The organism is Nocardioides sp., assembly GCF_034670285.1.
GTDB lineage: Bacteria > Actinomycetota > Actinomycetes > Propionibacteriales > Nocardioidaceae > Nocardioides.
In genome coordinates, this window is sequence record NZ_JAXMNS010000017.1 from 1 (window position 1) to 16,973 (window position 16,973).

Below are 16,973 nucleotides of genomic sequence, written 5' to 3' on the forward strand. Positions count from 1 at the left end.
CGCCAAGGTCGCCGACCCGGCGGGTGGCTCGTACGCCGTCGAGAAGCTCACCGCCGACCTCGCTGCCGCCGGGTGGGCCGTGCTCGGTGACCTGGAGGCGGGTGCCGACCTGGACGCCGCCATCGCCGAGGTCGTCGCCGTGCGCGACCAGCAGGTCGCCACCCGCAAGCGCCCGCTGACCGGGCTCACCGAGTTCCCCCACCTCGCCGAGGAGCTCCCCGAGCGCGCGCCCGACGGAGCCTTCGACGGCGTCCGGCCTTACGGAGCCGCGTTCGAGGAGCTGCGTGACACCCCGCCGCAGGCCCGGGTCTTCCTGGCCACGATGGGCACGATCGCCTCGCACACCGCGCGGGCGACCTTCGCCAGCAACCTCTTCGCTGCCGGCGGTGTGGCCGTCGACGTGGCCGGTGCGACCGACGGCGTCGAGGCCCTGACGTCCGCCTACGACGGCCAGCCGGTGGTGTGCCTCGCCGGCGCCGACACGACGTACGCCGAGTGGGGTGAGGCCGCCGCCGCCGCCCTGCGCGAGGCCGGCGCCACGCGCGTCATCGTGGCCGGCAAGCCCACCGACTACACCGACGACGCCTGCGCGATGGGCGTGGACGCGTTGGCGTTCCTGACCCGCACGAGAGAGGCACTGAGCCGATGAGTGTTCCGAAGAGCTTTGCCGGCATGCCGCTCCGGGGTGACGGGGCTCCGGTCGGCTCCGCGTCCGCGGCTTCGTCAGGCTCAGCCTCCACACCGTGGACGTCGCCCGAGGGCATCGACATCCTGCCCGTCTACGGCCCCGAGCACCTCGAGGGTCTCGACGCCCTCGACACGTGGCCGGGCCTGAGCCCGTTCCTGCGCGGGCCCTACCCGACGATGTACACCACCCAGCCGTGGACCGTGCGTCAGTACGCCGGGTTCTCGACGGCCGAGGAGTCCAACGCCTTCTACCGGCGCAACCTCGCCGCCGGGCAGAAGGGCCTCTCGGTGGCCTTCGACCTCGCCACCCACCGCGGCTACGACTCCGACCACCCGCGCGTGCGCGGTGACGTCGGCATGGCCGGTGTCGCGATCGACTCGATCTACGACACGCGCACCCTCTTCGACGGCATCCCGCTCGACGAGATGTCGGTGTCGATGACGATGAACGGCGCCGTGCTGCCGGTCCTGGCCCTCTACATCGCCGCGGCCGAGGAGCAGGGGGTGAAGCCGGAGCAGCTCGCGGGGACGATCCAGAACGACATCCTCAAGGAGTTCATGGTCCGCAACACCTATATCTACCCGCCGGCGCCGTCGATGCGGATCATCTCCGACATCTTCAGCTACACCTCCTCGAAGATGCCGCGCTTCAACTCGATCTCGATCTCCGGCTACCACATGCAGGAGGCCGGGGCGACCGCCGACCTCGAGCTCGCCTACACGCTGGCCGACGGCGTGGAGTACATCCGCGCCGGGCTCGAGACCGGGATGACGATCGACCAGTTCGCCCCGCGCCTCAGCTTCTTCTGGGCGATCGGGATGAACTTCTACATGGAGGTCGCCAAGATGCGCGCCGCCCGCGCGCTGTGGTCGCGCCTCGTGCGCGACTTCAACCCCGAGAACCCCAAGTCGCTGAGCCTGCGCACGCACTCGCAGACCAGCGGCTGGAGCCTCACCGCCCAGGACGTCTTCAACAACGTCGGTCGCACGGCGATCGAGGCGATGGCGGCCACGCAGGGCCACACCCAGAGCCTGCACACCAACGCCCTCGACGAGGCGATCGCGCTGCCGACCGACTTCAGCGCCCGCATCGCGCGCAACACCCAGCTGCTGCTCCAGCAGGAGAGCGGCACGACGGGCACCATCGACCCGTGGGCCGGCTCCTACTACGTCGAGCGACTCACCCATGACCTCGCGGAGCGGGCCTGGGCCCACATCCAGGAGGCCGAGCAGGCCGGCGGCATGGCGAAGGCCATCGAGCAGGGCATCCCGAAGATGCGCATCGAGGAGGCGGCGGCCCGCACCCAGGCCCGCATCGACTCGGGCGCCCAGTCGGTGATCGGCGTCAACACCTACCGCCTCGCGGCCGAGGACAAGCTCGACGTGCTCCGCGTCGACAACGACGACGTCTACCGACAGCAGATCGCCAAGCTCGAGCGGCTGCGCGCCGAGCGCAACGACGACGACGTACGACGTGCGCTCGAGGCCCTGACCAACTCGGCCGAGCGCGGCGCCGGTGGCTCGAGCGCCGGGTCGCTCGACGGCAACCTGCTCGCCCTCGCGGTCGACGCGGCTCGGGCGAAGGCGACCGTCGGCGAGATCTCGGACGCCATGGAGAAGGTCTACGGCCGCCACCAGGCCGTGATCCGTACGATCAGCGGCGTGTACAGGGAAGAGTCCGCCGGCAGCGAGAGCACTCTCGTGCAGCAGGTGCTCGACGCGACGGCCGAGTTCGACGAGGCCGAGGGACGCCGTCCGCGCATCCTGGTCGCCAAAATGGGCCAGGACGGTCACGACCGCGGCCAGAAGGTCATCGTCTCGGCCTTCGCCGACATGGGCTTCGACGTCGACGTGGGTCCGCTGTTCTCGACGCCCGAGGAGGTCGCCCAGCAGGCCGTCGACGCCGACGTGCACCTCGTCGGCGTGAGCTCCCTCGCTGCGGGCCACCTCGCCCTGCTCCCTGCGCTCAAGTCGGCCCTGGCCGAGCAGGGTCGCGACGACATCATGGTTGTCATCGGCGGCGTCATCCCGCCCGACGACGTCCCGACGCTGCTCGAGATGGGGGCGGCCGCGGTGTTCCTGCCCGGCACGGTCATCGCCGAGTCGGCGCTCGACCTGCTGGCCAAGCTGCGCGCCCAGCTCGACCATTGACCAGTCAGCGCCGCGAGGTCGACGTCGACGGGCTCGTCTCGGGCATCCGCTCCGGTCAGCGGGCCGCGGTGGCCCGGGCGATCACGCTCGTGGAGTCCGCCAAGCCCGCTCGCCGGGAGGCGGCGCGTGAGCTGCTGACGACGCTCACGGCCGCCGATGACTCCGGGGTCCACTCACCCGCCGTGCGGGTAGGGATCAGCGGGGTTCCCGGCGTCGGGAAGTCGACGTTCATCGAGGCGTTGGGGAGCCGGCTGACCGCGGCCGGTCACCGGGTCGGGGTCCTGGCCGTCGACCCGTCCAGCGTGCGCACCGGGGGCTCGGTGCTGGGTGACAAGACCCGGATGGCTCGGTTGAGCGTCGACCCGCACGCCTTCATTCGACCCAGCCCCTCAGCGGGGACCCTGGGCGGGGTCGCGAGGGCCACGGTGCAGGCGATGAGCGTGCTCGAGGCCGCAGGCTACGACGTGATCCTCGTCGAGACCGTGGGCGTCGGGCAGTCCGAGGTCACGGTGGCCGGCATGGTCGACACCTTCCTCTTCCTGACCCTCGCCCGCACCGGCGACCAGCTGCAGGGCATCAAGAAGGGGATCCTCGAGATCGCCGACGTGGTGGCTGTCAACAAGGCCGACGGCGACCGCGAGATGGAGGCGCGAGGCGCCGCGCGCGAGCTCGCCGGAGCCCTGCGCCTGGTGCGCGGCCACGGGGAGTGGGCGCCTCCCGTCGTGACGGTCTCGGGCCTCACCGACGTCGGTGTCAGCGAGCTGTGGGACCACGTCCTGAGCCACCGCGAGCACCTCGGGGCCGACGGGCTGGCCGCCAAGCGGGCCGACCAGCAGCTCGAGTTCACCTGGGCGCTGGTGCGCGACGAGCTGGAGCAGCGGCTGCGACACTCCCCGGGAGTCCGGGCGATCCGCGACGACGTGCGGGCCGAGGTGCTGGGTGGAGACCTCCCCGCCACCGTGGCCGCGGACCGGCTGCTCGCGGCGTACGACCAGCGCTGAGCTCTACACTCCGGTATGCCCCTCGAGCCTGACGCCACCTCGGACACTCGCTCGCACCTGCCCACCGACTCGCTCGCCTGGCGGGTGAGCGCACGCCCGGTCGCGATCGGTCTCGCCGTGGCCGTGCTCGGCCTGAGCCTCGCCAGCTATGCGATGCACCTCGCGACGAGGGCAGCCGATGTCGGGTCGATCGCCGCGTTGGACGTCGGCGACGAGGTCAGCCTGCCCACGTGGTTCGGGTCGGGGCTCTTCGTCGTCGCGGCGCTGGTGCTCCTGGTGGGTCGCCAGCGGGCGATCTCGACCGGCGCGCCCGCGCGGGGTTGGCTGTCGTTGGCGGTGGTGATGCTCGCGCTCTCGATCGACGAGGCCGTGTCGCTGCACGAGCGCCTCGGCTCCGCCCTGCGCGACATGACCGGTGCCACCGGTTTCTTCTACTACATCTGGGTGTTCCCTGCGCTTGCCTTCGTGGCGGTGGTCGGCGTCATGCAGCTGCGCTGGCTGGCCGCGCTGCCGTCGCGCACGCGCACGCTGCTGGTGCTCGGTGGGGTGGTCTTCGTGCTCGGGGCCGCCGGGCTCGAGCTGCTCGCCGGTGCGGGAGACGAGGCCAACGGCACCGAGACCCTGAGGTCGGTCACGATGACTGCCGTCGAGGAGCTCGCCGAGATGGCCGGGCTCTCGATCTTCATCGTGGCGCTGATCGACCACCTCGCGGGATTCCGGCTGCACGTCGACTTCGCCGGCTTCGGTGCACCCGACGACGAGGTACGCCCGCAGCGATAGGTTGAGGAAGATGTCCCAGCCCCCTGCCGCCTCCCACACCGCCCTCGCCATCGAACGGATCAGCGCCCACGTCGCTGCCCTCGACGGCGACCTCGTCGCGCTCCGCCGCGACCTGCACGCCCACCCCGAGCTGTCGTGGCACGAGACCCGTACGACGGGGTTGATCGCCCAACGTCTCCAGCAGGCCGGGTGGACGTTGCGCGGTCTGAGCACGACCGGCTGCGTCGCCGACCTCGGCCCCGGGGACGGACCGGTGGTGGCCCTCCGGGCCGACATCGACGCCCTGCCGCTCGACGACGAGTCCGGCGAGCCGTGGGCGAGCACCGTCCCCGGGGTCGCCCACGCCTGCGGCCACGACGTGCACACGACCGCCCTGCTCGGTGCCGCGCTGGCGCTCGGGGCGCTCCACGAGCGCGGGGAGCTGCCCGGCCGCGTGCGGGTGCTCTTCCAGCCGGCCGAGGAGGTCATGCCCGGGGGAGCCAAGCAGCTCATCGCCCAGGGAGTGCTCGACGACGTCACGCGTATCTTCGCCTTGCACTGCGAGCCCGGCATCGACGTGGGTCATGTCGGGCTCCGCTCCGGTGCGCTGACCAGTGCCGCCGACAAGATCGAGGTGCACCTCGAGGGCAACGGCGGGCACACCTCCCGGCCGCACCTCACCAGCGACCTCACCTTCGCCCTGGCGAAGGTCGCCACCGAGCTGCCCGCCGTGCTCAGCCGGCGCCTCGACCCCCGGGCCGGGGTCAGCGTGGTGTGGGGCGTGATGAGGGCGGGCTCGGCGGTCAACGTGATCCCCGGCAGCGGGATGATCGGCGGCACCGTGCGGATCCTCGACGCCACGGCGTGGGCCCAGTGCGAGCCGATCGTGCGCGAGGCCGTGCTCGACATCGTGCGGCCGTACGGCGTCACGGCGCGCCTGGACTACCTCCAGGGCGTCGCACCGGTGGTCAACGACCCCGGGTGCAACGCGCTGGTCGCAGCCGCTGCCACGGCGTTGCTCGGGCCGCACGCCCACAGCCAGGTGCTGCAGAGCCTCGGCGGCGAGGACTTCGGCTGGTACAACGTCGACGTCCCGGGAGCGATGTTCCGCCTCGGCACGCGCACCCCGGGAGGAGCGTCGTACGACCTGCACCAGGGAGACCTGCGCGTCGACGAGCGCGCGATCGGCCACGGCGCCGCGATCCTCGCCGCGACCGCCGTGCTCGCCCTGGGCTGAGCTAGCCCTTCCGGTAGGGCTGTCCCACCGCCGCCGGCGGGCGTGACCGGCCGACCAGCCCGGCCACGGCGAAGATGGTGACCACGTAGGGCAGCATCAGCATGAACTCGCTCGGCACCGGTGAACCGATGGCCGAGAGCACGCCCTGCAAGTTGGAGGCGAAGCCGAAGAGCAGCGCGGCCAGCGTGGCCTTGATGGGGTCCCACTTGCCGAAGATGACCGCGGCCAGGGCGATGTAGCCGGCGCCGCCGGTGAGCTCGCGGTTGAACTGCGGCACCGAGACCAGGGTGTAGAAGGCACCGCCCATGCCGGCGATGGCGCCACCCAGGACGATCGTGCGGTAACGCGTCAGGTTGACCTTGATGCCGACGGTGTCGGCGGCCTTGGGGTGCTCGCCGACCGCGCGCACCCGCAGGCCCCAGCGGGTGCGGTAGAGCGACCAGGTGACGACCGCGACCATCACGTAGAGCAGGTAGACGATGGCGGTCTGGCGGAACAGGACCGGACCGACGAGAGGGATCTCGGAGAGGCCGGGGATCGCGATGCGCGAGAAGCGCGGCGGGGAGTTGAGGGAGGCGGTGTTGGGCACCATCACCTGGGTGAAGAGAAAGCTTGTCACCCCGATCACCAGCACGTTGAGCACGACGCCGACGATGATCTGGTCGACGAAGTAGGTGATGGCGAAGAGCCCGAGGATCAGCGCGACGAGGGCTCCTGCGGCCAGGGCGCCGATCAGGCCGCCCCACACCGAGCCGGTGATCGAGCCGAAGAGCGCAGCAGCGAAGGCCCCCGCGAGGAGCTGTCCGTCGATCGCGATGTTGACGACCCCGGCGCGCTCGCCGAGGACGCCGCCGAGGGCGCCGAAGACCAGGGGCACGGCCAGGAGGATCGAGCCACCCAGTAGCCCCACCACCGGGATCGTCTCGTCGGCTCCTGCCCAGGCCAGGAAGCCGGTCATCGCGACGACCGAGAAGCCGATGATCATCCAGAGCGGGGTCGCGGAGCGCGTCACCTGCAGTCGGCGCCAGGCCTCGAGGGACACCACGGCCATCAGGATCACCGCCATCCAGCCGGTGGCGTTGGCCGGGACGGTGACCTCGGGGAGCGCGAAGAAGTCGTTGCTCGAGGCGAGGCGGAAGGTGGTGTCACCCTCCTGGCTGCCGAGCAGCAGGATCGCGCCGAGCCCGATCGTGATGACGCTGAGCAGGATCGGGGTCTTGGCGCTGACGACCGAGCGGGTCGCGGGGGTGGTGGCGGCCGGTGCAGCACTGGCCGACGTGTCGAGGGCGGTCACGCCGACTCCTTCACGGGTAGACGGAAGAGTGCCTGGACCAGCGGCGGGGCCGCGATGAAGAGCACGATCAGGGACTGGATGACCAGGACGATGTCGACCGGGATCCCCTCGGCAGCCTGCATCGAGAAGCCGCCGGCCTTGAAGGCGCCGAAGAGCAGGCCCGCCCCGAGGATGCCGAGCGGGTGGGAGCGTCCGAGCAGCGCGACCGTGATGGCATCGAAGCCGATGCTGGCGTCGAGGTCGACGGTCACGCCGTTCGGGACCGTGCCCAGTGTCTGGTTGGCCCCGGCGAGCCCGACGAGGGAGCCGGCGATCACCATCACCAGCACGTAGGTGCGCCCGACGTTGATGCCGGCGGTGCGAGCCGCGTTGGGGTTCTCGCCCACTGCACGGAAGCGGTAGCCCATCGCGGAGTGGTTGAGGATCCACCACACCACCGCGACCGCCACGAGGGCGAGCACGAAGCCGAGGTGGAGGTTGTAGCCGTCGCCGAGGATCTTCGGCATCCGGGCGTCCTGGGGCATGGCCACCGACTTCGGGTTGACCGATCCGGGGGCCTGCAGGATGCCCTGGCGCGAGAGCATGAAGAAGACCAGGTAGAAGCCGACGTAGTTGAGCATGATCGTCACGATCACCTCGTGGGCACCGGTGCGGGCCTTGAGCAGCCCCACGATCCCGGCCCACAGTCCGCCGGCAACCATCCCGGCCACGACGGCGGCGGCGAGGAGCAGCGGGCCGGGCAGGTTGGCGTTGATGGCCACGTAGCCGGAGGCAGCGCCCGCGAGCAGCATCTGGCCGCGCCCGCCGATGTTGAACATGCCGGCCCGGAAGGCCAGTCCGACGCCGAGGCCGGCGGCGATGAGGGGCCCGGCGAACTTGAGCGTCTCGGTGAGGGGGCGGATGCCGGTGGTGAAGTCGTCGGCGCGGGTGTTGTAGATCGAGCCGCGGAAGAGCGCCGTGTAGGCGCCCTTGATGGCCTCGTAGCCGGCCGAGAAGAAGTCGGAGGGGCGCGAGAAGATGTAGGACGAGGAGGCGCGGACCTCGTCGTCGGTGAAGAGGATCATCATGGAGCCGACGATGACCGCGAGGAAGATCGCCAGCACCGCGATGATGGCGTTGCCGGTGGTGATCGAGCGGAGCACGTGGTGCCAGTGCTGCGACTCACCGGGGGAGGGGACGTGGTCGTCCTCGGGCGGCGGGGAGGCCTGGGCCTCGGTGTCCTGGGTCATGCGCCCACCCCCGCCGGCCGCTCGCCGGCCATCATCAGGCCGAGGACGTCGCGTGGGGTGTCGGCCGGCACGATGCCGACGATCTTGCCGCGGTACATGACCATGATCCTGTCTGCGAGGGCTGCGACCTCGTCGAGCTCGGTCGAGACCACGACGACCGGGATCCCGGTGTCGCGCGTGGCCACGATCTGCTTGTGGATGAACTCGATGGAGCCGACGTCGACTCCGCGAGTGGGCTGCGCTGCGACCAGGAGGCGCAGGTCGCGCGAGAGCTCGCGGGCCACGACCACCTTCTGCTGGTTGCCGCCCGAGAGCTTGCCGGCCTGGGTGGTGATGCCGGGGGCGCGGATGTCGTAGGACTCGAGCTTCTCCTGGGCGAAGGCGTTGAGCTTGCTCTTCTGGACCGACCCGAACGAGGTGAAGGTCTTGCCGTGGCTGCGGTCGAGCATCAGGTTCTCGGCGATGCTGAAGGAGCCGACCAGCCCGTCGCTCTGCCGGTCCTCGGGCACGAAGCCGACCCCGGCGTCGAGGATCTTGCGCACGCTCCTGCCGACCAGCTCGCGGTCGTCGAGCTTGATGGACCCGGTCACGTGGTGCTGCAGCCCGAGGAGCGCCTCGGTGATCTCGGTCTGACCGTTGCCCTGGACGCCGGCGATGACGAGGATCTCGCCACCGGCCACGGTGAAGCTCACGTCGTCGACGTGGGTCATGCCGGCGTCGTCGACGACCGTGAGGTCCGTGACGACCAGGGAGTTGTCGCGCAGGGCGGGCTCCTCCTTGTGGACGGTCAGCTCGACCGGCCGTCCGACCATCAACGAGGCGAGCTCGACGTTGGTGGCGGTGGGGCTCGCCTCGCCGACGACCTTGCCGAGCCGGATCACGGTGATCTTGTCGGCCACCTCGCGCACCTCGCGGAGCTTGTGGGTGATGAAGACGATGCCGACCCCGGACTCCTTGAGCTGACGCATGATCTGCATCAGCTCGTCGGTCTCCTGGGGCGTCAGGACCGCGGTCGGCTCGTCGAAGACGAGCACCTTGGCGTCGCGGGAGAGGGCCTTGATGATCTCGACCCGCTGCTGGACGCCGACGGGAAGGTTCTCGACGACGGCGTCGGGGGAGACGTGGAAGCCGAACCGCTCGGAGATCTCCTGCACCCGTGCACGGGCGGCCTCGAGGTCGAGCGACCCGCCGAAGCCGGTGCTCTCGTTGCCGAGCATGACGTTCTCGGCGACGGTGAACACCGGCAAGAGCATGAAGTGCTGGTGGACCATGCCGATGCCGGCCTCGATCGCGTCGCCGGGACCGGAGAACTTCTGCACCTCGCCGTCGAGCACGATCTGGCCCTCGTCGGCCTGGTAGAGGCCGTAGAGCACGTTCATCAGCGTCGACTTGCCGGCGCCGTTCTCACCGAGAAGACAGTGGACCTCGCCCGGCTCCACGGTCAGGGAGATGTGGTCGTTGGCGACGAGGGCGCCGAAGCGCTTGGTGATGTCGCGCAGTTCAAGCTGCATGAGGGCGATCCTAAGGCTGGAAGATGCCGAACAAGGCGTCAGAGGGGGGCCGACCTGGGTCGGCCCCCCTCTGCGCGGGGTTCAGCGGTGGTTCAGTTGATCAGGGTCGATCAGGGTCGATCAGGGGTTGAGGTAGGACGTGACCTCGATCGAGCCGTCGATGATGCCGGCGCGGATCTCCTCGAGGTCGGCCGCGAGGGTGTCGGAGACCTTGTCCTCGTAGTTGTGGAACGGGGCGATGCCGACGCCGTCGTTCTCCAGCGTGCCGACGTAGGCCTCGGCGTCGAACGACTCGTTGCCCGCGGACATGACGGCCTCGTAGGTCGAGACCTTCATGTTCTTCAGGATCGAGGTGAAGACGACGTCCTGGGTGTTGGGGTCGGTCTCGAAGAAGTCAGCGTCGACGCCGACGAGCGCGACGTCGTTGCCGGAGTCGGCGATGGCCGTCAGGGCACCCTGGTAGATCGGGCCACCGACGGGCAGGATGACGTCCGCGCCCTGGTCGAGCAGCTGCTTGGCGGTGGTGGTGGCGGTCTGGTTGGCCTCGAAGCCTCCGGTGAAGGAGCCCTCCTTGCCGTCCCAGCCGATGACCTTGACGTCCTTGCCGTTCTCGGAGGCGTAGTACTCCGCGCCCTGCTTGAAGCCGTCCATGAAGACCGTGACGGTCGGGAACGGCTGGCCGCCGTAGGTGCCGACGGTGCCGGTCTCGGTGAAGTCGGCGGCCGCGTAGCCGGCGAGGAAGGCCGCCTGCGCGGTGTCGAACAGGACCGGCTTGACGTTGTCGGCGTCCTTGGTGCCGTCGAAGTCGTTGTCGGCCGCGTCGTCGATGAGGACGTAGTCGATGTCGGGGTTCGCCGAGGCGGACTCGACGGTCGCCGCGGAGAGCGCGAAGCCGACGGTCACGATGACGTCGCAGCCCTCGGAGACGAGGCTCTCGAGGTTGGGGCCGTAGTCGTTCTCGCTGTTGGACTCGACCTCCCTGAACTCGGCGCCGAGCTCGTCGGCTGCCTGGACGACACCTTCGTAGCTGAGCTGGTTGAAGGACTTGTCGTCGAACCCACCCGCGTCGGAGACGATGCAGGGGAGGAAGTCGGTGGTGGGCTCGCCCCCAGCGGACTCGCTGGTGCCGGAACCAGTGGTGGTCTCCTCGGGCGCGTCGCCGCAGCCGGCCAGGACCGTAGTTGCCGCCAGGGCTGCGATGCCGCCGACGACGGACTTCCTCATCTTCTTCACGATGGTGCCTCCAAGATTCCGTGCACCATCTCGGGGTTGCGGTGCAGCGATCGCATAACGTAGCCGATGACCAGGGGCCACGTCGTGCAAAAGCCGGCCCCATCACCCAACGGTTACCAACCTGGAACCTGCGCGCCGCTCGCTGAGGCGGCATCGAAGGAGCAGCACGTGGACGAGCGTTCGAGCGACGGGTTCGACTGGGACGCCCTGCGCGCTGCCGCGACCGAGGTCTCCGCGCACGCCTACGCGCCCTACAGCGGCTTCCACGTGGGCGCCGCGGCGATGGTCGACGACGGCCGGGTCGTCGTCGGCTGCAACGTCGAGAACGCGGGGTACGGCGTCACGCTGTGCGCCGAGTGCGGGCTCGTGTCGTCGCTCCACGCCGGAGGGGGAGGACGTCTGACCCACTTCGTCTGCGTCAACGGTCAGGGCGAGGTGATCATGCCGTGCGGACGTTGCCGGCAGCTGCTCCAGGAGAACGGCGGCTCCGCCCTGCAGGTCGAGACGCCGAAGGGAGTGCTGACGATGGCGGAGGTGCTGCCTCAGGCATTCGGGCCCGACGACCTCAGGTCGTAGGGTCTGCGCCATGACAGCCCACGACGCCGTCGAGGTCATCAGCGCCAAGCGCGACGGCCACCGACTCACCGACAGCCAGATCGACTGGGTCATCGACGCCTACACCCGCGGCGACGTCGCCGACGAGCAGATGTCCGCCCTGGCCATGGCCATCCTCCTCAACGGGATGGAGCGTCCCGAGATCGGGCGCTGGACCGCGGCGATGATCGCCTCCGGCGAGCGGATGGACTTCTCCTCGCTCTCCCGCCCCACGGCCGACAAGCACTCCACCGGCGGTGTGGGAGACAAGATCACCCTGCCCCTCGCCCCGCTCGTCGCGGCGTGCGGCGTGGCGGTCCCGCAGCTGTCCGGACGCGGCCTGGGCCACACCGGCGGCACGCTCGACAAGCTCGAGTCGATCCCGGGCTGGCGCGCTGCGCTGTCGAACGCCGAGCTGATGGACCAGCTGGAATCGGTCGGCGCGGTCATCTGCGCCGCCGGTGACGGCCTGGCACCGGCCGACAAGAAGCTCTACGCCCTGCGCGACGTCACCGGCACCGTCGAGGCGATCCCCCTCATCGCCTCCTCGATCATGAGCAAGAAGATCGCCGAGGGCACCGGCGCCCTGGTGCTCGACGTCAAGGTCGGCACCGGCGCCTTCATGAAGGACCTCGAGCGCGCCCGCGAGCTCGCCGAGGTGATGGTGGGACTCGGCACCGACGCCGGCGTGCGCACCGTCGCCCTCCTCACCGACATGTCGACCCCGCTCGGCTACACCGCCGGCAACGCGATCGAGGTCGCCGAGTCGGTCGAGGTGCTGGCCGGCGGTGGACCCGCCGACGTCGTCGAGCTCACCGTCGCCCTGGCCCGCGAGATGCTCGCAGCCGCCGGTCGCGAAGACGTCGACCCTGCGGCGGCGCTGGCCGATGGCTCGGCCATGGACTCCTGGAAGGCGATGATCCGCGCTCAGGGCGGTGACCCCGACGCGGCGCTGCCGACCGCTCGCGAGTCGCACGTCGTCACCGCCGACGCCTCGGGCGTCCTCACCCGCCTCGACGCGATGGCCGTCGGGATGGCGGCCTGGCGCCTCGGTGCCGGTCGCGCCCGCAAGGAGGACCCCGTGCAGGACGGCGCCGGAGTCGTCTGGCACGCCCGTCCCGGCGACACGGTGACCGCGGGGGAGCCACTCTTCACGCTGCTCACCGACGAGCCGGCGCGCTTCGACCGCGCACTGGCCTCCCTCGAGGGTGGCTACGACATCGGCTCGGGTGACGACTTCAAGGCATCGCCGCTGGTGATCGACCGCGTCGGATGACCGGCACCGCCCGGCCACGGGTCCTGCTGGCGTCGTTCTGCCTCGCTCCCGAGGGCGAGGACGGCGGCGACCTCCTCGTGGAGGCGCTCGCGCGTCACGGCGTCGAGGCCACGTGGGCGTCCTGGGACGATCCGGACGCCGACTGGGCCGGAGTCGACCTCGTCGCCGTCCGGACGACCTGGGACTACCAGCGTCGGCTGCCGGCGTTCCGGTCGTGGCTGGCCGAGGTCGAGGCGAGCACGCCGCTCCTCAACGGCCATGACGCCTTCTCCTGGAACTTCGACAAGGGCTACCTCGACGAGCTGGGCGGGTCGGTCCCGACGGTGCCCGGCATCGCGGTGGGCGACGACGATCTGGTGGCCGGGCTGACGGCCGGCCTGGAGCGCTGGGGGACCGTCGTGATCAAGCCACGCATCGGCGCCGGCGGCGTCGGCGTCGTGGTCGTGCGCGGCATCGACGACCTGTCCCTGGTCGGACTGACGGCGGGACCGTGGCTGGTGCAGCCGCTCGTGGAGTCCGTGCGCACGCGGGGTGAGTCGTCGCTGATGGTGCTGGGCGGCCGCGTCGTCGCGCAGGTCGACAAGCTGCCGGCGGCCGGGGAGGTGCGGGTGCACGGTGAGCACGGCGGCACCAGCCGCGCCGTCCCGGTCGAGCCCGGTCTCGCCGACCTGGCGCTGGCCGCAGTCGGCGCGGCCGAGGCGATCCTCGGCCACCGCCTCGACTACGCGCGGGTGGACGTGATGGAGCTGGACGGGCGTCCGGTCGTGAGCGAGCTCGAGCTCATCGAGCCGGGCTTCTACCTCGACGTCGTGCCCGAGGTCGCCGAGGCGTTCGCCTCGGTGGTCGCGGCCGCGCTGGCCGCTCGCCCCTAGCCCTCGAGGAGCAGGACGACGGTCTCGGCGACGCAGGCCGGCTTGGACTCGCCGTCGATCTCGATGACGTGCTTGAGCGTGACCTGCTTGCCGGCCGGGAGGTCGTCGCAGGCCGCCATCGTGATCGTCGAGCGGACCTTCTTGCCGACGAGCACGGGGTTCGGGAAGCGGACCTTGTTGACGCCGTAGTTGAGCTTGGCCCCGGGGGTCTCGAAGGCGAAGATCGTGACCCCGAGGAACGGGATCAGCGACAGGGTCAGGAACCCGTGCGCGATGGTGCCGCCGAAGGGGCCCGAGGCCGCGCGCTCGACGTCGACGTGGATCCACTGGTGGTCACCGGTGGCGTCGGCGAAGGTGTTGACACGCTCCTGGTCGATGGTGAGCCAGTCGCTGGTGCCGAGCTCCTCGCCGACCGCGGCGGCGACGTCGTCGAAGGTGGTGAAGGTGCGCATGAGGGGCTCCTGTGCCTGGATCGGGTCTCGTCAGGGACCAGTGGTTGGATGGCGTCATGGAACCTACACGCGACCAGGTACGACAGGCTCCCAAGGTCCTGCTCCACGACCACCTCGACGGCGGCCTGCGCCCCTCGACGATCGTCGAGCTCGCGGCGGCCATCGGTCACGAGCTGCCGGCCCCTGACGCCGAGTCGCTCGGCCGCTGGTTCGCCGAGTCCGCTGACTCCGGCTCGCTCGAGCGCTACCTCGAGACCTTCGACCACACCGTGGCCGTCATGCAGACCGCGGAGGCCCTGACCCGGGTCGCCCGTGAGTGCGTCGAGGACCTGTCGACCGACGGCGTGGTCTACGCCGAGGTGCGCTACGCCCCCGAGCAGCACGTCTCCGAGGGGCTCACCCTCGACGAGGTCGTCGGGGCCGTGCAGGAGGGTTTCGACGCCGGTGTCGCCGACGCCACGGCTGCGGGCCGACCGATCGTGGTGCGCCAGCTCCTCACCGCGATGCGCCACCAGGCGCGCTCGATGGAGATCGCCGAGCTGTCCATCGCCTGGCGGGAGCGCGGGGTCGCCGGCTTCGACATCGCCGGGGCCGAGGCGGGATACCCGCCCACCCGCCACCTCGACGCGTTCGAGTACCTCCAGCGCGAGAACTCGCACTTCACCATTCACGCCGGCGAGGCCTTCGGGCTGCCCTCGATCTGGCAGGCCCTCCAGTGGTGCGGCGCCGACCGTCTCGGTCACGGTGTCCGGATCATCGACGACGTGACGGTCAACGACGACGGCACCGTCGAGCTGGGCAGACTGGCGGCCTACGTGCGCGACCAGCGGATCCCGCTCGAGCTGTGCCCGGCCTCCAACATCCAGACCGGCGCGGCGTCGTCCATCGCCGAGCACCCGATCGGTCTGCTGACCAAGCTGCGCTTCCGGGTGACGGTCAACACCGACAACCGGTTGATGAGCGGCACGTCGATGACCGACGAGATGATGTCGTTGGTCGAGGCGTTCGGCTACGGCTTCGACGACCTCCAGTGGTTCACGGTCAACGCGATGAAGTCGGCCTTCCTGCCCTTCGACGAGCGCCTCGCGATCATCAACGAGGTCATCAAGCCCGGGTACGCCGCCCTGCGGGCCTGAGGGCCTGAGTGACGAGCGCAGGGAGGTCCGGGTGCTGATCACCAACCACGTCGTGTCCGGCGCCCTCGTCGGCCTCGCGGCACCCGGACCGGTGTCGGCGTTCGCGGTCGGCGTCGCCTCGCACTTCGCGCTCGACTCCGTGCCGCACTGGGGCGACCAGGACCCCGACGTGTTCCTGCGCGTCGCGGTGCCCGACGGACTGATCGGCCTCGCAACGATGGCGGTGATCGCCAAGGCAGCAGGCCCCGAGCGACGAGCGCGCGTCGTCGCGGGGATGCTCGGTGCCTGCTTCCCGGACGCCGACAAGCCGAGCGAGCTGTTCTTCGGTCGCTCGCCCTTCCCCGTGCCCGTCGATGACTGGCACAAGAGCATCCAGCGGGAGTCGACCCGCCGGATGCCGCAGGAGTTCATCGTCGCGACGTTGGGCGCGCTCGTCGTACGGCGGTTGCTGACGGGCTGACCGTGAACCACGGGTGTGGCCAGCCGGCGTCGCCGAGGTGGCCGCGCTCGAACTCCGCTCGCGGCAGGCTCACCACCGTGCCCCTCGAGGGTTGGTAGCAGCTCAGCACCCCGCGGTCCCCGAGTGCGGGCCCGAGCGCCAGGAGCACGTGGCGGGGGAGCAGCCGACTGCCGACGTAGAGCGCTCCGCCCGAGGCGAGCAGCCGGTCGTAGGCCGCTGCCCGCGACCAGCGGGCCAGGCGGACGACGTGCTGCCGGCCGGTGATCGCCTCCAGCTCGCGCTTGATCGCCCAGGGCGGGGTGCCGAGCGCGCGGGGCCACGGGACCTGCCAGCCGTCATCGCCGTGTGCAGCGGTCAGCCTCTGGTGACAGGCCAGGACTTCCGCGCGGAACTCGTCAGGGCTCGCTTCACGCTGCTCTCGCAGCAACCCGGCCATCACCACGCTCGCCGCGCCGCAGGAGCGGGCGTCGGGCTGGCGCAGGCCGGCGGCGAGCGGGTTCACACCCGCGACGACCCGGTCGACCCGGTGAGGCGCGCGACGTCGGCGAGCGCTTGCTGGTTGCTGACCGGGCGGCAGCCGAGGGCGACGGCGTGGGCGATGACCTCGCGCTGGGCGCGCATCAGCGCGAGCCCACGGCGTACGAGCACCGGCGGCGGCTTGCGGTGCTCGCGCAGGTCACGGGTGAGGCGCCTCCAGAAGGTGACCGCAGGGTGTTGTCGAAGGCAGAGCGCATCGGCGAGGAGCCCCGCCTCGGCCGCGCGCGGCACGATCTCCTGGGCGAAGATGCCGTCGGCGACGAAGTGCCCGGCTCCCGCGAGGTCGAGGTGCTGCCACCCCGTGCGGCTGCTCGTGGCGATGTCGTAGACGGGGACGTCGGCCACTCCGTCACGGCACAGCGCTGCCAGGGCGTCGAACGCGTCGTCGAGCAGCCACGACGCAGGGTCGTCCCAGTCGGCGAGGCCCGCGTTGGCCCGTCCCTCGGAGATCCGGGGGAGTGACGGGTCGTCGCCGTCCTTGTAGAAGTCGTCGAGCCGCAGCACCGGGAGTCCGGTGCGTGCGGCAAGACGTGACTTGCCGGAC

The 16,973-nt window shown here is 70.7% G+C and carries 17 protein-coding genes; 10 read left to right on the top strand and 7 right to left on the bottom strand.

What is annotated here, in order from left to right:
- The 5 genes from VOI19_RS01815 to VOI19_RS01835 all read left to right on the top strand — a co-directional run.
- The coding region (locus tag VOI19_RS01815) for a methylmalonyl-CoA mutase family protein (RefSeq protein WP_323791247.1) at positions 1 to 649 on the top strand (649 nt) is incomplete at its 5' end.
- Positions 646 to 2,838 carry a methylmalonyl-CoA mutase gene (scpA, locus tag VOI19_RS01820; RefSeq protein ID WP_323791248.1) on the top strand — a complete coding sequence of 731 codons (2,193 nt, stop codon included), beginning with the start codon at positions 646 to 648 and terminating at the stop codon, positions 2,836 to 2,838. The genes VOI19_RS01815 and scpA, both read left to right, overlap by 4 nt.
- Complete coding sequence (gene meaB, locus VOI19_RS01825) at positions 2,835 to 3,839, top strand: methylmalonyl Co-A mutase-associated GTPase MeaB (protein ID WP_323791249.1); 1,005 nt, start codon at positions 2,835 to 2,837, stop codon at positions 3,837 to 3,839. Before scpA ends, meaB begins: the two co-directional genes overlap by 4 nt.
- Positions 3,840 to 3,854: 15 nt before the next feature.
- Positions 3,855 to 4,619 carry a hypothetical protein gene (locus VOI19_RS01830; protein ID WP_323791250.1) on the top strand — a complete coding sequence of 255 codons (765 nt, stop codon included), beginning with the start codon at positions 3,855 to 3,857 and terminating at the stop codon, positions 4,617 to 4,619.
- Positions 4,620 to 4,629: 10 nt separating this feature from the next.
- Positions 4,630 to 5,835: an amidohydrolase gene (locus VOI19_RS01835; RefSeq protein ID WP_323791251.1), complete on the top strand. Its 1,206-nt coding sequence runs from the start codon at positions 4,630 to 4,632 to the stop codon at positions 5,833 to 5,835.
- A 1-nt stretch (position 5,836) separates the two neighbouring features.
- On the opposite strand, the gene VOI19_RS01840 is transcribed toward VOI19_RS01835, so the two are convergent.
- The 4 genes from VOI19_RS01840 to VOI19_RS01855 all read right to left on the bottom strand — a co-directional run bounded on the left by VOI19_RS01840 (position 5,837) and on the right by VOI19_RS01855 (position 11,093).
- Entirely contained in the window at positions 5,837 to 7,129 is a 1,293-nt protein-coding gene (locus tag VOI19_RS01840) for an ABC transporter permease (RefSeq protein WP_323791252.1), read from the bottom strand.
- Positions 7,126 to 8,358, bottom strand: a complete 1,233-nt coding sequence (locus VOI19_RS01845) for an ABC transporter permease (protein ID WP_323791253.1) — start codon at positions 8,356 to 8,358, stop codon at positions 7,126 to 7,128. Before VOI19_RS01845 ends, VOI19_RS01840 begins: the two co-directional genes overlap by 4 nt.
- Positions 8,355 to 9,869, bottom strand: a complete 1,515-nt coding sequence (locus VOI19_RS01850; protein WP_323791254.1) for an ABC transporter ATP-binding protein — start codon at positions 9,867 to 9,869, stop codon at positions 8,355 to 8,357. The genes VOI19_RS01845 and VOI19_RS01850 overlap by 4 nt, the downstream gene beginning before the upstream one ends.
- Positions 9,870 to 9,989: 120 nt before the next feature.
- Positions 9,990 to 11,093, bottom strand: a complete 1,104-nt coding sequence (locus VOI19_RS01855) for a BMP family ABC transporter substrate-binding protein (RefSeq protein WP_323791255.1) — start codon at positions 11,091 to 11,093, stop codon at positions 9,990 to 9,992.
- 177 nt (positions 11,094 to 11,270) lie between these two features.
- On the opposite strand from VOI19_RS01855, the gene VOI19_RS01860 reads away from it, so the two are divergent.
- The 3 genes from VOI19_RS01860 to VOI19_RS01870 are packed head-to-tail and all read left to right on the top strand — an operon-like array spanning position 11,271 to position 13,844.
- Positions 11,271 to 11,678, top strand: coding sequence for a cytidine deaminase (locus VOI19_RS01860; RefSeq protein ID WP_323791256.1), 408 nt, complete (start codon positions 11,271 to 11,273; stop codon positions 11,676 to 11,678).
- Between the two features lie 10 nt (positions 11,679 to 11,688).
- Positions 11,689 to 12,972 (top strand): thymidine phosphorylase, encoded by a 1,284-nt coding sequence (locus tag VOI19_RS01865; RefSeq protein WP_323791257.1) that lies wholly within the window; start codon positions 11,689 to 11,691, stop codon positions 12,970 to 12,972.
- Complete coding sequence (locus VOI19_RS01870; RefSeq protein WP_323791258.1) at positions 12,969 to 13,844, top strand: hypothetical protein; 876 nt, start codon at positions 12,969 to 12,971, stop codon at positions 13,842 to 13,844. The genes VOI19_RS01865 and VOI19_RS01870 overlap by 4 nt, the downstream gene beginning before the upstream one ends.
- Here the strand turns inward: VOI19_RS01870 and VOI19_RS01875 are convergent.
- On the bottom strand, positions 13,841 to 14,296 hold the full coding sequence (locus VOI19_RS01875) for a MaoC family dehydratase (protein WP_323791259.1): 456 nt from the start codon (positions 14,294 to 14,296) through the stop codon (positions 13,841 to 13,843). The genes VOI19_RS01870 and VOI19_RS01875 overlap by 4 nt on opposite strands.
- Before the next feature lie 56 nt (positions 14,297 to 14,352).
- Between VOI19_RS01875 and VOI19_RS01880 the strand changes: the two genes are divergently transcribed.
- Positions 14,353 to 15,432 (top strand): adenosine deaminase, encoded by a 1,080-nt coding sequence (locus VOI19_RS01880; RefSeq protein ID WP_323791260.1) that lies wholly within the window; start codon positions 14,353 to 14,355, stop codon positions 15,430 to 15,432.
- 31 nt (positions 15,433 to 15,463) lie between these two features.
- Positions 15,464 to 15,892: a hypothetical protein gene (locus VOI19_RS01885; RefSeq protein ID WP_323791261.1), complete on the top strand. Its 429-nt coding sequence runs from the start codon at positions 15,464 to 15,466 to the stop codon at positions 15,890 to 15,892.
- Here the strand turns inward: VOI19_RS01885 and VOI19_RS01890 are convergent.
- A complete protein-coding gene (locus VOI19_RS01890) occupies positions 15,840 to 16,394 on the bottom strand; it encodes a hypothetical protein (RefSeq protein ID WP_323791262.1) in 555 nt (184 codons plus the stop codon). The genes VOI19_RS01885 and VOI19_RS01890 overlap by 53 nt on opposite strands.
- The coding region (locus VOI19_RS01895) for an ATP-binding protein (RefSeq protein WP_323791263.1) at positions 16,391 to 16,973 on the bottom strand (583 nt) is incomplete at its 5' end. The genes VOI19_RS01890 and VOI19_RS01895, both read right to left, overlap by 4 nt.